The organism is Streptomyces sp. NPDC006332, assembly GCF_040612855.1.
Taxonomy (GTDB): Bacteria; Actinomycetota; Actinomycetes; order Streptomycetales; family Streptomycetaceae; genus Streptomyces.
Genome location: NZ_JBEXRA010000049.1, coordinates 1 through 14,279, shown reverse-complemented (window position 1 = coordinate 14,279; position 14,279 = coordinate 1). Strand labels below are relative to the sequence as shown.

Below are 14,279 nucleotides of genomic sequence, written 5' to 3'. Positions count from 1 at the left end.
GCACGACCGGCCGGAGCCCTTCCCGCCTACGTCAGATCAGTCCTCGTACGCGTCCAGTCAGTCCTCGTACGCGTCCAGCGGCGGGCAGGAGCAGACCAGGTTCCGGTCACCGAAGGCCTGGTCGATGCGGCGCACCGGCGGCCAGTACTTGTCCGCCACCGACACACCGGACGGGAAGACGGCCTCCTCACGCGTGTACGCGTGCTCCCACGCCCCGCCGAGCGCGCCCGCGGTGTGCGGCGCGTTCCGCAGCGGATTGTCGTCCGCGGGCCACTCGCCCGAGCCGACCTTCTCGATCTCCGCACGAATGGCGATCATCGCCTCGCAAAACCGGTCGAGTTCGTTCAGGTCCTCGGACTCGGTCGGCTCGATCATCAGCGTCCCGGCCACCGGGAAGGACATCGTCGGCGCGTGGAACCCGTAGTCGATGAGCCGCTTGGCGACGTCGTCGACACTCACGCCGGTCGCCTTGGTCAGGGGCCGCAGGTCGATGATGCACTCGTGCGCGACCAGGCCGCCCGGACCGGTGTAGAGCACCGGGAAGTGCGGTTCCAGCCGCTTGGCGATGTAGTTCGCGGAGAGCACGGCCACCTGCGTGGCCCGCTTGAGTCCCTCACCGCCCATGAGCCGCACGTACGCCCACGAGATCGGCAGGATCCCGGCGGAGCCCCAGGGCGCGGCCGAGACGGGCCCGACACCGGTCTCCGGGCCGGCCGCGGGCTGCAGGGGGTGGTTCGGCAGGTACGGCGCCAGGTGCGCGCGCACCCCGACCGGGCCGACGCCCGGACCGCCGCCGCCGTGCGGGATGCAGAACGTCTTGTGCAGGTTCAGGTGCGAGACGTCCCCGCCGAAGTGTCCCGGCTTGGCCAGCCCCACCAGGGCGTTGAGGTTGGCGCCGTCGACGTACACCTGGCCGCCGGCCTCGTGCACCTGCGCGCAGATGTCCGCGACATGCTCCTCGAACACACCGTGCGTGGAGGGGTACGTGATCATCAGCACCGCCAGCTCGTCCCGGTGCTGCTCGATCTTCGCCCGCAGATCCTCGACGTCGATCTCGCCGTCCTCGGCGGTCTTCACCACGACGACCTTCATCCCGGCCATCACGGCACTGGCGGCGTTGGTGCCGTGCGCCGACGACGGGATCAGACACACGGTCCGCTGCTCGTCCCCGTTGGCCCGGTGATATCCGCGTACGGCGAGCAGTCCCGCCAGCTCGCCCTGCGAACCGGCGTTGGGCTGCAGCGAGACCGTGTCGTAGCCGGTGACCTCGGCGAGACGCTCCTCCAGCTCGCGGATGAGGACGAGATAGCCCTCGGCCTGCTCGGCGGGCGCGAAGGGGTGCAGCTGACCGAACTCGGGCCAGGTGACCGGCTCCATCTCGGTGGTGGCGTTGAGCTTCATGGTGCAGGAGCCCAACGGGATCATGCCGCGGTCGAGGGCGTAGTCCCGGTCGGCCAGCCGACGCAGGTAGCGGAGCATCGCGGTCTCGGAGCGGTGCTGGTGGAAGACGGGGTGTGTGAGGTACGCGTCGGTACGCCGCAGCGCGGCCGGAAGGGAGTCCTCGGCGGCCGCGTCCAGCGCCTCGATGTCCCCCTCGACCCCGAACGCGGCCCACACGGCGGCCAGTTGAGTCCGCGAGGTGGTCTCGTCGCACGCGATCGACACCAGGTCGGCGTCGACGAGCCGGAGGTTGACGCCGTTCTCGCGCGCGGCCGCGACGACCTCGGCCGCCCGTGACGGCACCCGGGCGGTCAGGGTGTCGAAGTAGGAGCCGTGCACGACCTCGATCCCGCCGGCCGTCAGGCCCGCGGCGAGGATCGTGGCGTACCGGTGGGTGCGCCGTGCGATGCCCCTGAGGCCCTCGGGCCCGTGGTAGACGGCGTACATGCCGGCCATCACGGCGAGCAGCACCTGCGCGGTGCAGATGTTGCTGGTCGCCTTCTCGCGCCGGATGTGCTGCTCCCGCGTCTGCAGGGCGAGCCGGTAGGCCTTGTTCCCGTCGGCGTCGACGGACACGCCCACGAGCCGCCCCGGCAGGCTGCGCGCGAACTTCTCACGGACCGCCATGTATCCGGCGTGCGGTCCGCCGAAGCCCATCGGTACCCCGAACCGCTGGGTCGTCCCGACGGCGATGTCCGCACCGAGCTCACCCGGGGGCTTCAGCAGCGTCAGCGCCAGCAGATCGGCGGCGACCGTCACCAGCGCGCCGAGTTCGTGGGCCTGCTCGATCAGCGGCTTGATGTCGCGTACGGCACCGGAGGCGCCCGGGTACTGCAGCAGCACACCGTTGATCTCACGCCCGGCGATCTCGGCCGGAATGCCGTCACCGAGGTCCGCGACCACGACCTCGACGCCGGTCGGCTCGGCCCGCGTCCGGATCACGGCTACGGTCTGCGGCAGCGTGTCCGCGTCGACCAGGAAGAGACCCTTCTTGTTCCTGCCCATGCGCCGCGACAGTGCCAGCGCCTCGGCCGCCGCGGTGCCCTCGTCGAGCAGCGAGGCACCGGAGGTCGGCAGGCCGGTGAGCTCGGCGACCATGGTCTGGAAGTTGAGCAGAGCCTCCAGACGCCCCTGGGAGATCTCCGGCTGGTAGGGCGTGTACGCCGTGTACCAGGCCGGGTTCTCCATCACGTTGCGCAGGATCACGGGCGGCGTGAACGTCCCGTAGTACCCGAGGCCGACCATGGAGTCGAGAACCTGGTTCCGGTCGGCCAGCGAACGCAGCTCGGCCAGCACCTCGGCCTCGGTACGCGCACCCGGCAGATCGAGCGCGTCGGCGTTCTTGATCACGTCCGGCACCGCGGCGGCGGTGAGCTCGTCCAGCGAGCCGTACCCGACATGGGCGAGCATCTTCGCCCGAGCTTCCTGGTCAGGTCCGATGTGACGCTGTTCGAACGGAATTCCCTGCTCCAGTTCGGAGAGCGGACTGCGGTGAGCGATCATTGCGGAGGCCTCCTGGTCTGACACGACCTTCGTGGGGCACCACGGCACGGGTACCCGAACGGCCTCCCCCTCTGTCATCTCAACCTGAGAGCTTCACCGGACCACCCGAGGGTGGCCGACTTTCACCGTCGGTGAGAGCGGAAGCCGTCGACACCCGCCCTGCTTTCCAGAGTGACCTCACCCATGCGGTACGGGGGCCTGAGAGATTCCGGGGAGGATTTGCTCCTTCGGCGCCTCCGGATGTCGCCCGAAGGACTCTCCCGCACGGGGTCAGCAGCCGTTTGCCAGCGTACCAGCGAGATCAGCGCTTGAGCGTTCGAGTGGCCGCCTCCCTGATTGTGCTCTTTTGTGGTGCTTACGGATGAGTTGCGACCAAATGGAGGACCCGTGCAGACCGACATCGATCCGCGCAACCTGATCGGCCGCAAGGCGTTCGACCGCAACGGCACCAAGATCGGCACGATCGACGAGATCTACCTCGACGACGCGACCGGCGTACCGGAGTGGGCGGCCATACGGACAGGTCTGTTCAGCAGGGACGCCTTCGTCCCCCTGGAGCCCAGCGAACTGATCGAGGGCACCTTGCGCGTCCCCTTCGACCGGGCCCTGATCAAGGACGCCCCGGACTTCGGCGTGGGCCGCCACCTCTCCCCCGAGCAGGAACTGCAGCTCTACCACCACTACGGTCTCGACCTGTCCGCCCCTCCTCCTCCGCTCCCGGACCACGACTTCGGCACGCTGGCAAACACGGACGAGTCCTGACCCTCCACGTCGTCGTCCCCACCCTCCCCACCGACACCTCCCCCATCCGGATGACCGACCTCGGCGGCCGACACATCCGGCCCAGGCCCAGCCGATCCGCCCACCGCGCCACCCCCACGACGCACCCCGATCAGCCCGGCGCACTTACAGCCGGGCCGCCGGTAGCCGACCCGTACGGCTCACCAGCCCGTCCCCTCGCGCCCGAAACCAGCACACACCCCACCCACACTCCACCCAGACCCGCCACCCCCGCACTCACCCCGACCCCGTTGGCCCGCCCACCGAGGCCCCGCCCAGCTGAGCCTCACCCGCCTCGGAGAGCGCCCGCACCAACGGCAACGGCTCCGCCGGCTCAAGATCGGGATCCTCGATCCGGAACGTCCGCACCCGCCCAGGCCCCGAGTCGGGCGTCTCGAACCGCACTGTCACCCGCCCGAGACCGCTTCCCTGCACCCACCCGTGTCCGTACACGGTGTGCCGCACATCGTGTCCCGAGGGCCACCGCCGCTCAGTCGGCGCCTTCGGTTCCTCGACGGGCGTGTCATCCGCCTCCTCGACCGCACCGGAGTCCATCCGCTCTCCCGCCGCCTGCGCGAACAGATCCTCCTGCGTGTAGTCGGCCAACCCACTGACCCCCACTCCGAGCAACCGCACACCCCCGGTCGTGTCCACGGAGTCCAACAGTCGCGCGGCCGCCTCCCGCACCACCCCCGGATCGTCCGTCGGCCCCCGCAACGTCTCGGACCGGGTGAGCGTGGAGAAGTCGAACCGTCGCACCTTGAGCACGATGGTCCGGCCGGACAGCCCCGCCTCCCGCAGCCGCCGCACACACCGCTCCGCCAGCCGCTGCACCTCCATCCCCACCCGGACCCGGTCATGGATGTCGACGTCGTACGTGTCTTCCACCGACACCGACTTCGTCTCCCGCTCCGCCACCACGGGCCGCTCGTCGAGCGCCAGCGCCATCGCGTACAGCGAGTGCCCGTGCGCCTTGCCCAGCAGCCGCACCAACTCGTCCTCACCCGCCTCGGCGATCTCCTCCACGGTGTGGATCCCCACACGCCGCAGGTGGTCCCCCGTCGCGGGGCCCACCCCCGGCAGCGTCCGCACCGGCATCGGCCCGAGCAGCTCCCGCTCGGTCCCCGGCTTGATCAGCACCAGTCCGTCCGGCTTGGCCTGCTCCGAGGCGATCTTCGCCAGCATCTTGGAGGCGGCCAGCCCCACCGATCCCGTCAGCCCCGTCACAGCCCGTATGTCCGCCCGGAGCTTCACCCCGGCCAGCCGCGCCGACTCCTCGTCCCAGGCCGCTCCCCCGGCCTCCAGATCCACGAACGCCTCATCCAGACTCAGCGGCTCCACCAACGGCGACAGCGCTCTCAACAGTTCCATCACCTGATCGCTGATCGACCGGTAGAACGCGAAGCGCGGCACGAGATACGCGGCGTTCGGCGCGAGCCGTCTCGCCTGGGCCATGGGCAGCGCCGAGTGCACCCCGAAGATCCGTGCCTCGTACGACGCCGTGGCCACCACCCCACGCGGCCCCAGCCCGCCCACCACGACGGCTTTCCCCCGCAGACTCGGCTTGGAGGCCTGCTCCGCCGAGGCGAAGAAGGCGTCCATGTCGAGATGCAGGATCGTGGGCGCGGTTCTCACATCTCCGATGCTGCCCTACGCCACTGACAATGCCCCACCCAAGAGCGGGGACGGCGCTCAGACCGCCCGGTTGCGGCGCCGTGCCAGCTCGTCCGCGGGGTTGTGTCCGACCAGCGTCTCCCCGGTGTCCACCCGCTCGCCATGCAGCTGTGAGAGGGCACTCTCCACGTCCCGCCACACCACACCGACTGCGATCCCGAAGACACCCTGGCCGCCCTGGAGCAGTGCGTGGACCTCGTCGGGCGTGGTGCACTCGTAGACCGTGGCGCCGTCGCTCATCAGGGTCATGCGCTCCAGATCGCGAAATCCACGCTCGCGCAGATGCTGGACCGCCGTGCGGATGTTCTGCAGCGACACACCGGTGTCCAGGAAGCGCTTGACGATCTTCAGGATGACGACGTCCCGGAAGCTGTACAGACGCTGCGTCCCGGACCCGTAGGCGGGCCGCACGCTCGGCTCCACGAGACCGGTGCGGGCCCAGTAGTCCAGTTGCCGGTAGGTGATGCCGGCGGCCGCACAGGCCGTCGGACCGCGGTAGCCGATCTGCTCGGACGCCATGGACGTCGTCCCTCCGCTGCTCGGCACGGCCGTCGGTCGCTGCGGAGCGTGATCGGCCGCGTTGCTGTGAAGCGGGTACGGACCGCTCGCCCCGAGACTCCGTCCGGGGGCACCCCCAGCCATACCGTCGCCGCTGCTTCTCACGCCGACCTCCGTCCTTGACCTGCCCTCTCGACGGTAGGCAGTCACCAGGGGCGCGTCAACGATCGCCACACTCGGCACGCCGAGTGATAATCACCCTAAGAGTGGTTTCCCGTGCCCCGCCGCGGGGAAAGGCTAGCCGAATGCGCTCGGAGCGGTCCCTGGGAGGCTGCGCCGACCGTCTGCAATTGGCGGCGTGCGAGGCGTCAACGGTCGTGGGCGGGCCCGGCGGGAGTGCTCATCCGCCGGGCCCGTCGTTGTTCACTGGCTGCTGGTGCCGAAGTCCTCGGGCGAGATCTGGTCGAGGAACTCGCGGAACTTCTCCACTTCGTCCTCCTGCTCGTCGGGAATCGCGATCCCCGCGTCGTCGAGCACCCCGTCGCTGCCGTAGATCGGCGTACCGGTGCGCAGGGCCAACGCTATGGCGTCGGACGGCCGAGCACTCACCTCCACCCCACTGGCGAACACCAGCTCCGCGTAGAAGACGCCCTCACGCAGATCCGTGATGCGCACCTCGGTGAGCTCCTGGCCGACGGCCTCCAGCACGTCCTTGAACAGGTCGTGGGTCAGCGGTCGAGCGGGGGCCATGCCCTGCTGCGCGAAGGCGATCGCCGTCGCCTCCCCCGGTCCGATCCAAATGGGGAGGTAGCGATCGCCTCCCACTTCGCGCAGGAGCACGATCGGTTGGTTGGAGGGCATTTCCACCCGGACACCTACGACATCGAGCTCGTTCACACAGCAACCCTAGGCCGTGCCCGGGACGTTTGGGTAGTCGGGCAGGAAACGGGTGGCCGATCCGGCCTCCACCACGCAGCCCACTTCAGGGCAGCCGCACCCCGAGGGCGATCTGCACCAACGCGGCGTGCAGCTTCACCGTGAGTCCCGCCAGTTCCTTCGCGCGGGCTTCGGCGTGTGCCCTGGTCTGCGGGTTGCGATGGCGTTTCAGCGGCGCCACCACCTGGTCCACCAGACCGGCCTCGCGGTCGGCGGCGGCCTTCATCACGCGCAGGTGTCGCGGCTCGATCCCGAACCGGCCCAGTTCGGCGACGAGCGAGGCCACCGTGACGGCCTCGGCGTCGTACGCCCCGTCCTGCATCGGGGCGATGAGCCCGTACGACTCCCACTCGTGCAGATCCTGCTCACCGATCTCCGCGGCGGCGAGCAGCTCGGCCCGTCCGACGCGGGCAGCCGTGGGCCCATCGAGAGCCTCAGGGGCGGCCTCACCGTCCCGCGGACGCCCCAGAACCGGCAGCTGTACGGCCTCACCGCGCTCCACGGCGTCCAGGTGGTCCTTGATGACCTTGAGCGGCAGATAGTGGTCCCGCTGCATCCTCAGGACCTGTCCCAGGCGCTCGACGTCGCCGGCGGTGAACTTGCGATACCCCGAGGGTGTCCGCTGCGGCTCGATGAGCCCCTCAGACTCCAGGAAACGGATCTTGGAGATGGTCACTTCGGGAAACTCGTCGCGCAGCACGTTCAGCACCGTGCCGATGCTCATCAGCCCACTGTCCGTGGCGGCGGTGCCGTGCCCGGCACCGCCGCTCCGTGTATGAAGCATGGACCTTCCCTGGGGGTCCCCCCGGACAACGTCCGGAGGAGGGTCAGTAGCCCCGCTGGCTCGCGTAGAAGACCAGCCGGTACTTGCCGATCTGCACCTCGTCACCGTTGTTCAGAGCGACCTGGTCGATCCGCTCGCGGTTCACATACGTGCCGTTCAGGCTGCCCACGTCGGCCACCGTGAACGAGCCGTCCGGGCCGCGGCGGAACTCCACGTGCCGACGAGAGACCGTCACGTCGTCCAGGAAGATGTCGCTCTGCGGATGACGGCCGGCCGTGGTCAGGTCGCCGTCCAGAAGGAAGCGACTGCCCGAGTTCGGGCCACGGCGTACCACCAGCAGCGCGGAGCCGAGCGGCAGCGCGTCGACGGCCGCCTGTGCTTCCGGGGAGAGCATGGGCATCTGCGTCTGGCCGGTGGCCTCGGAGTCGTAGGCCTCGAGCCCGGAGATGGAGATCGTGGACGTGGTCTCGGAGGGCCGCTCGGGCGTCGCACCGGGCCGCAGCGGCGCACCGCAGTTGGAGCAGAAGCGGCTGTTCTCCGGGTTGCGGTTACCGCACCTCGTACACACCAGGGCCGACATGGACGGATCCTCCTGCCGAGGCTGCCCCCCAGGGGCTTGGGAAGCGTACGGGTCGCCGGAAAACCCTCCACCCGTACTTGAGGTCGACGGTTGTCCGAAACCTATGCCTCCGGCCTGGGCAGGGTCAACAGACGGCGCGCCCTGACCTCCGCGAACGTCACCACCGGGGCCACCGACCTGGTCCCGGTACAGGGGGCGCTGGCCCTCCGCGTCAGGCTGTGCGCGATGGCGGGCGGTCGCATTGTCGCTGCCCTCTCGCGCGCTCTTGCCGAACAACTTCGCAAACAACTTCACGGGCGATTCCCCTTGACCGAAACAGACCCGCCCGTGGGGCAGGACGAACCCTGATTGAACACACCGGTCGACCCGGACACCCTCACAACGTCCGTATCCACCTGACAGTTTCCACCACGCACCACCCATTCGGTGCGCCGACCCCCCGCAACCTCATGCCCTGGCCGGACGTCCCCCATGCACCTGCGGTTCACTGCGAGGACGACCGAGCGTAGTCAGGCCGCTTCGCAGCTCGCAAGGCGTCCACGACGATCTTGTCCGACCGCTCGACGGTCGCGGTGGCGTGCTCCTTCTCGAGAGTCTGCACCACGCCTCCTGGAATGTTGAGCGCCGGTTCGAGGTCCTGCGGCTTGCCGATGACCTTGAAACGAAAAGGAGCGTTGATCTTGTTCCCGTCGACGCTCACGCCCTTGCCGGAATCCGTCAGATAGGTCCCCGCGACGACGCGCACGCCGTTCACCTGGATCGCCTCCGCGCCGGCCGCACGCAGCTCCTGGATCGCGTCGAGCAGCATGTCCGCCTCGACCGTCCCCTTCGTGTCATCGATGGTCATCGTGATGCCGGGCCCCTGCGCGGCCACCGTGCCCGCGAGGATCCCGAGCTCCCTCTCCTTCTCGATCGTCTGCTTGCGGGCCTCCTCGGCCTGGTCCGAGCTGTTCTCCAGCTCGTCACGCTGGTTCTCGAGGCCCTGCTTCTCGTCTTCAAGACGCTGAGTACGGTCGTCCAGTTCATCGAGGATGCGCACAAGATCTTCTTGGCGGGCGCCGCGCAGCGCGCTGTCGCTGTCACTGTTCGACGCGACCTGAACGGCCAGGCCGAAGCCCAGCCCGAACAGCAGGACGGCCACGATGAGTTGGGCCCGGGTGACGCGCGGCGGCCACAGCCCGTTCGCCAGTCGCTGGCGGCCGGTCAGCCGCTGCTGCCCCTGAGCGTCTTCTTCGGCCGCCGGCGGCGCGGCCCCAGCGGGCGCCTCCTCGGGGAGTTCCTTGCGCAGCCGGTTGTCGGGAGTCTCGTCCTGGTTGCTCATCGGCCTCACGCCCGGAAGACGTGCCTGCGGATCGCCGCGGCGTTCGAGAAGATACGGATCCCGAGCACGACGACGACACCGGTCGACAGTTGGGCGCCCACACCCAACTTGTCGCCCAGGAACACGATCAGCGCGGCCACGACGACGTTCGACAGGAACGACACGACGAAGACCTTGTCGTCGAAGATCCCGTCGAGCATGGCCCGCAGGCCTCCAAAGACGGCGTCCAGTGCCGCCACGACGGCGATCGGCAGATAAGGCTCGACGACCGCCGGAACCTCGGGCCGGACCAACAGGCCGGCCACGACTCCCACGACGAGGCCCAGTACGGCGATCACGATGTGCCCTTCTCAGTTCTCGGCTGTGCGGTACGTACGATCACACTCGGTGCGGCGGGCAGCCGGAGGTCCTCCTCCACGGAGATGGCGGTCCGGATGCCGAAGTTCTCCTGCAGGGCGTGCAGATACAGCCCGTCGGCGCTGTTCTGGAACCTGCTGCTCAACCGCTTCCCGTCCCCCACGGCAAGCACCGTATACGGCGGCACGAGCGGCTTGTTGTCGACCAGTATCGCGTCACCCGCGGCGCGGATCGCCGACAGGGCGGTCAGCCGCTGTCCGTTGATGGAGACGGCCTCGGCGCCCGACGCCCACAGCCCGTTGACCACGCGCTGCATGTCGCGGTCACGCACGCGCCCGGTGTCGGAGAACCTCGTGGTCTCGCGGGGGTCGCCGTCGCCTCCCGTGGTTGCTTCCTTGGCGTCGTCCACGACCAGTTTGACGCCCGGACCGTGCACCTCGGTGGCTCCCGACAGGAGGCCCATGAGTTCGGCCTGGTCGCTCTCGCCACTCTTCTTGAGCGCTTCACGCTGCCGCGTGCTCACGTCCCCGCGCAACTTGTCGACTTTGTCCTCAAGCTTGTCCGCGGCCTCGGTCTCCCGGTCGATCCGGTCGACCAGTTCCTCGCGCTCCTTGGCGACCACGGGCGCCGCCACCCGCGCCTGCGCCGCTCCGACGGTCACGACCAGGGCCGCGAGCACCAGGCCCACAGCGAGCCCGAGCTTCGCCCGGAGGGTCTTGGGCATGCCACCCGTACCCTCGGCCTTCTTGCGCGCTGCGGCCTCGGCGTACCCTTCGTCGAGGCTGTGATCCATGACGTTGGTGAGCAGCGACATGGACGCGTCCGGACGCGACGCGCGCGTGGGAGTGCTCCGAACGGGGGGCTGCTGCGGCATGCCGCACATCGTCGCACGTCGCGACCACTACCTCCGAATGGCCCCACCGGCGTGCCGGACAGGCCCCCTTGGGGACACTTGTCCGGCACGCGGGTGTGTTATGCGTCTCAGCGCCCTGCGCTGTCCACGACCGCCGCCCACTCGTCGAGCAGGGCCTGCGCGGAGGCGTCGTCAGGTCCTTCCGCCCACAGATGCGTGACGGCTTCGGCCGGGTCCGGCAGAACCATCACCCAACGACCGTCGGTCTCCACCACCCGCACCCCGTCGGTGGTGTCCACGAAACGATCTCCGGCCGCCTCGACGACGCGCCGCATCACAAGTCCCTTGACGGCCCAGGGAGTCGCCAGATCCCGCTTGAGGACGTGTGCCCGCGGGATCCGCGCGTCGATCTGGCTCAGTGTCAGCTGCGTCCGCCCCACCAGGCCGATCAGCCGTACGAAAGCCGCCGTTCCGTCGAAGACACTGCTGAACTCGGGGACGATGAAGCCGCCCTTGCCGTCACCACCGAAGATCGTCGAGTCGTCGCGCCCGACCCGGGTGAGGTCGTCGGGTGAGGTCGTCGTCCACTCCACCTGCGTTCCGTGATACGCCGCCACCTGCTCGGCGATCCTCGTGGTGGTCACCGGCAGGGCCACCCGGCCGCTGCGCCGCTCCGCGGCCACGAGGTCGAGCAGGACCAGCAGTGCCCGGTCGTCCTCGATGATGCGGCCCTTCTCGTCCACCAGGGACAGCCGCTCGCCGACCGGGTCGAAGCGCACTCCGAACGCGGCACGCGAGGACGCCACGATCTCACCGAGACGAACCAGCCCCGAGCGACGCATGTCCGCCGTCTCCGTCGGCCTGGACTCGTCGAGACCGGGATTGACGGTCAACGAATCCACTCCGAGCTTGCCCAGCAGGCTGGGAAGCACAAGTCCCGCGCTACCGTTCGATGCGTCGACGACGACCTTGAGTCCCGACTCGGCGATGCCCGTCGTGTCGACATTCCGCAGCAGCGAACCGGTGTACGAGTCGAAGACACTCGCCGGGAAGTGCAGGTCCCCGATCTCACCCGGGAACGCCCGCCGGTACTCCTGGCGTGCGAACACCCGGTCCAACTTCCGTTGGCTGCCCTGCGAGAGGTCGGCCCCGCGCCCGTCGAAGAACATGATGTCCACCGAATCCGGCACCCCGGGCGTGGTCCGGATCATGATCCCGCCGGCACTGCCCCGCGCGGTCTGCTGCCGCGCGACCGGCAGCGGTACGTTCTCCAGGTCCCGTACGTCGATGGCGCTGGCCTGCAGGGCGGAGATGACGGCCCGCTTGAGTGCACGGGCACCACGGGAGTGGTCTCGAGCCGTGGTGACGGTCGAGCCCTTCTTGAGGGTGGTGGCGTAGGCGCCGGCGATACGAACCGCCAGCTCCGGGGTGATCTCCACGTTGAGGATCCCGGAGACACCGCGCGCACCGAAGAGGTGGGCCTGTCCCCTGGATTCCCAGATGACGGAGGTGTTGACGAACGCACCGGCCTCGATGGTCTTGAACGGGTAGACCCGTACGTTGCCCTGAACGATCGACTCCTCGCCGATCAGGCACTCGTCCCCGATGACCGCGCCGTCCTCGATCCGGGCCGCACGCATGATGTCGGTGTTCTTTCCGACGACACAGCCACGCAGGTTGCTGTGCTGCCCGATGTACACGTTGTCGTGGACGACAGCCTTGTGCAGAAAGGCCCCGCTCTTCACGACGACGTTCGAACCGACGACGGTGTGCTCACGGATTTCCGCACCGGCCTCGACCTTGGCGTAGTCCCCGATATAGAGGGGGCCACGCAGATCGGCCTCGGGATGCACCTCGGCACCCTCGGCCACCCAGACCCCCGGGGAGATCTCGAAGCCGTCGATTTCGACGTCGACCTTGCCTTCCAGGACGTCGGCCTGCGCCTTCACATAGCTCTCGTGAGTACCGACGTCCTCCCAGTAGCCCTCCGCGATGTAGCCGTAGACCGGCTTGCCCTCCTTCATCAGCTGCGGGAAGACATCGCCGGACCAGTCGACGGGCACATCGGGTTCGACGTAGTCGAAGACCTCGGGCTCCATCACGTAGATACCGGTGTTCACCGTGTCGGAGAAAACCTGCCCCCAGGTCGGCTTCTCGAGGAAGCGCTCGACCTTCCCTTCCTCGTCGACGATGGTGATGCCGAATTCCAGGGGGTTGGGTACGCGCGTCAGACAGACGGTGACCAGCGCGCCCTTCTCCTTGTGGAAATTGACGAGCTCGGTGAGATCGAAGTCGGTCAGGGCATCACCGGAGATGACTAGGAAAGCATCGTCCTTCAACGCCTCTTCGGCGTTCTTGACGCTTCCGGCGGTACCGAGTGGCTTCTCCTCATTGGCATAGGTGAGCTCCATACCGAGCTCCTCACCGTCACCGAAGTAGTTCTTGACCAAGGAGGCCAGGAACTGGACGGTGACGACGGTCTCGTTGAGCCCATGCCTTTTGAGCAGCCGCAGAACGTGCTCCATGATCGGCCGGTTGGCCACCGGCAGGAGCGGCTTGGGCATGCTTGAGGTCATAGGGCGAAGGCGTGTGCCTTCGCCTCCGGCCATCACGACGGCCTTCATGTCGGAAGCGTCCTCCTCCAAGAGATGACGGTCTAGCCGACTTCACCCGTCCAGATTGTCCCGCACTTTTCCACCGCGGGCCATCGGGCCGATACGGCCACGGCTACGGGCGAGTTCAGTCGACCATGGCGTCCGCACGAACCAGGCGGCGGACTTGTACCACGTAGAGGACTCCTGCCCACCAGTACAGCGTTGTACCCCATCCGGCGAACGCCCATCCGAAAATAGCAGCGAGTGACGGGAGCCAGCCACTTCCGTCACTGAGCAGAAGCAGCGGGAACGCATACATCAGGTTGAAGGTGGCGGCCTTGCCCAGGAAGTTCACCTGCGGCGGCGGATAGCCGTGACGCCTGAGGATGCCCACCATCACCAACAGGACCAGCTCTCGCGCCAGAAGTGCAGCCGTCAACCAAATAGGCAGAATCTCGCGCCAGGTGAGACCGACCAGAGTCGAGAGAATGTAGAGCCGGTCGGCGGCGGGGTCGAGGAGTCGGCCGAGGCTGCTGATCTGGTTCCATCGCCTGGCCAGCTTCCCGTCCAGGTAGTCGCTCACGCCGCTCAGAGCCAGCACCAGGAGCGCCCAACCGTCACTCTCGGGGCCACCGAACTCAGGCCTGAGAATCAGCCACAGGAACAGCGGCACGCCGGCGAGACGCGCCATGCTGAGGATGTTGGGGATGGTGAGGACCCGGTCCGTCTGTACGCGGGTCTCCTGGACCTCCACCCGGGGGCCTCCTGTGGGAAACGTGCCAACGATGCTCCCTGACCTTACCCCAACGCAAAAAAGCTCTGGCTCTTGGGCTTGGATGCCCAAGAGCCAGAGCTCTAAAAGGAGTTCGGCGGCGTCCTACTCTCCCACAGGGTCCCCCCTGCAGTACCATCGGCGCTGTAAGGCTTAGCTTCCGGGTTCGAAATGTAACCGGGCGTTT

12 protein-coding genes, 1 rRNA gene and 1 riboswitch are annotated in these 14,279 nt (G+C 68.3%); of the genes, 1 reads left to right on the top strand and 12 read right to left on the bottom strand.

Annotation, left to right across the window (positions count from 1 at the left end; all coding sequences use genetic code 11):
- Nucleotides 1-57: 57 nt before the first annotated feature.
- The gene (gene gcvP, locus ABZ027_RS33235) at nt 58-2,943 is read right to left on the bottom strand and encodes an aminomethyl-transferring glycine dehydrogenase (protein ID WP_356774861.1); all 2,886 of its coding nucleotides are present in this window, start codon (nt 2,941-2,943) and stop codon (nt 58-60) included.
- A gap of 176 nt (nt 2,944-3,119) precedes the next feature.
- Nucleotides 3,120-3,216: riboswitch (glycine riboswitch) on the bottom strand.
- 114 nt (nt 3,217-3,330) lie between these two features.
- On the opposite strand from gcvP, the gene ABZ027_RS33230 reads away from it, so the two are divergent.
- Nucleotides 3,331-3,705 carry a PRC-barrel domain-containing protein gene (locus ABZ027_RS33230; protein WP_356774859.1) on the top strand — a complete coding sequence of 125 codons (375 nt, stop codon included), beginning with the start codon at nt 3,331-3,333 and terminating at the stop codon, nt 3,703-3,705.
- Nucleotides 3,706-3,960: 255 nt separating this feature from the next.
- Here the strand turns inward: ABZ027_RS33230 and ABZ027_RS33225 are convergent, their stop codons facing one another.
- The 11 genes from ABZ027_RS33225 to rrf all read right to left on the bottom strand — a co-directional run.
- Nucleotides 3,961-5,358 carry a DNA polymerase IV gene (locus ABZ027_RS33225; protein WP_356774857.1) on the bottom strand — a complete coding sequence of 466 codons (1,398 nt, stop codon included), beginning with the start codon at nt 5,356-5,358 and terminating at the stop codon, nt 3,961-3,963.
- A gap of 57 nt (nt 5,359-5,415) precedes the next feature.
- Nucleotides 5,416-6,060 (bottom strand): MerR family transcriptional regulator, encoded by a 645-nt coding sequence (locus ABZ027_RS33220; protein WP_356774855.1) that lies wholly within the window; start codon nt 6,058-6,060, stop codon nt 5,416-5,418.
- 258 nt (nt 6,061-6,318) lie between these two features.
- On the bottom strand, nt 6,319-6,792 hold the full coding sequence (locus ABZ027_RS33215) for a bifunctional nuclease family protein (protein ID WP_004002801.1): 474 nt from the start codon (nt 6,790-6,792) through the stop codon (nt 6,319-6,321).
- Nucleotides 6,793-6,877: 85 nt separating this feature from the next.
- A complete protein-coding gene (locus ABZ027_RS33210; protein ID WP_356774853.1) occupies nt 6,878-7,615 on the bottom strand; it encodes a MerR family transcriptional regulator in 738 nt (245 codons plus the stop codon).
- A gap of 43 nt (nt 7,616-7,658) precedes the next feature.
- Nucleotides 7,659-8,618, bottom strand: coding sequence for an FHA domain-containing protein (locus tag ABZ027_RS33205; protein WP_356774851.1), 960 nt, complete (start codon nt 8,616-8,618; stop codon nt 7,659-7,661).
- A 61-nt stretch (nt 8,619-8,679) separates the two neighbouring features.
- Nucleotides 8,680-9,516: a DUF881 domain-containing protein gene (locus tag ABZ027_RS33200; protein ID WP_356774849.1), complete on the bottom strand. Its 837-nt coding sequence runs from the start codon at nt 9,514-9,516 to the stop codon at nt 8,680-8,682.
- Between the two features lie 5 nt (nt 9,517-9,521).
- A complete protein-coding gene (locus tag ABZ027_RS33195; protein ID WP_003988855.1) occupies nt 9,522-9,854 on the bottom strand; it encodes a small basic family protein in 333 nt (110 codons plus the stop codon).
- The gene (locus tag ABZ027_RS33190; protein ID WP_356774972.1) at nt 9,851-10,687 is read right to left on the bottom strand and encodes a DUF881 domain-containing protein; all 837 of its coding nucleotides are present in this window, start codon (nt 10,685-10,687) and stop codon (nt 9,851-9,853) included. The genes ABZ027_RS33195 and ABZ027_RS33190 overlap by 4 nt, the downstream gene beginning before the upstream one ends.
- 167 nt (nt 10,688-10,854) lie before the next feature.
- Nucleotides 10,855-13,350: a mannose-1-phosphate guanyltransferase gene (locus ABZ027_RS33185; protein ID WP_356774847.1), complete on the bottom strand. Its 2,496-nt coding sequence runs from the start codon at nt 13,348-13,350 to the stop codon at nt 10,855-10,857.
- Nucleotides 13,351-13,465: 115 nt separating this feature from the next.
- Nucleotides 13,466-14,074, bottom strand: coding sequence for a CDP-alcohol phosphatidyltransferase family protein (locus ABZ027_RS33180; RefSeq protein ID WP_356774845.1), 609 nt, complete (start codon nt 14,072-14,074; stop codon nt 13,466-13,468).
- A 110-nt stretch (nt 14,075-14,184) separates the two neighbouring features.
- A 5S ribosomal RNA gene (rrf, locus tag ABZ027_RS33175) occupies nt 14,185-14,279 on the bottom strand; the annotation flags it as partial.

What these genes read in the sequence shown, in the direction of transcription:
- gcvP (WP_356774861.1), bottom strand. Translation starts at nt 2,943, where the DNA reads ATGATCGCTCACCGCAGTCCGCTCTCCGAACTGGAGCAGGGAATTCCG.
- ABZ027_RS33210 (WP_356774853.1), bottom strand. Translation starts at nt 7,615, where the DNA reads ATGCTTCATACACGGAGCGGCGGTGCCGGGCACGGCACCGCCGCCACG.
- ABZ027_RS33205 (WP_356774851.1), bottom strand. Translation starts at nt 8,618, where the DNA reads ATGGGTGGTGCGTGGTGGAAACTGTCAGGTGGATACGGACGTTGTGAG.
- ABZ027_RS33200 (WP_356774849.1), bottom strand. Translation starts at nt 9,516, where the DNA reads ATGAGCAACCAGGACGAGACTCCCGACAACCGGCTGCGCAAGGAACTC.
- ABZ027_RS33190 (WP_356774972.1), bottom strand. Translation starts at nt 10,687, where the DNA reads ATGTCGCTGCTCACCAACGTCATGGATCACAGCCTCGACGAAGGGTAC.
- ABZ027_RS33185 (WP_356774847.1), bottom strand. Translation starts at nt 13,350, where the DNA reads ATGAAGGCCGTCGTGATGGCCGGAGGCGAAGGCACACGCCTTCGCCCT.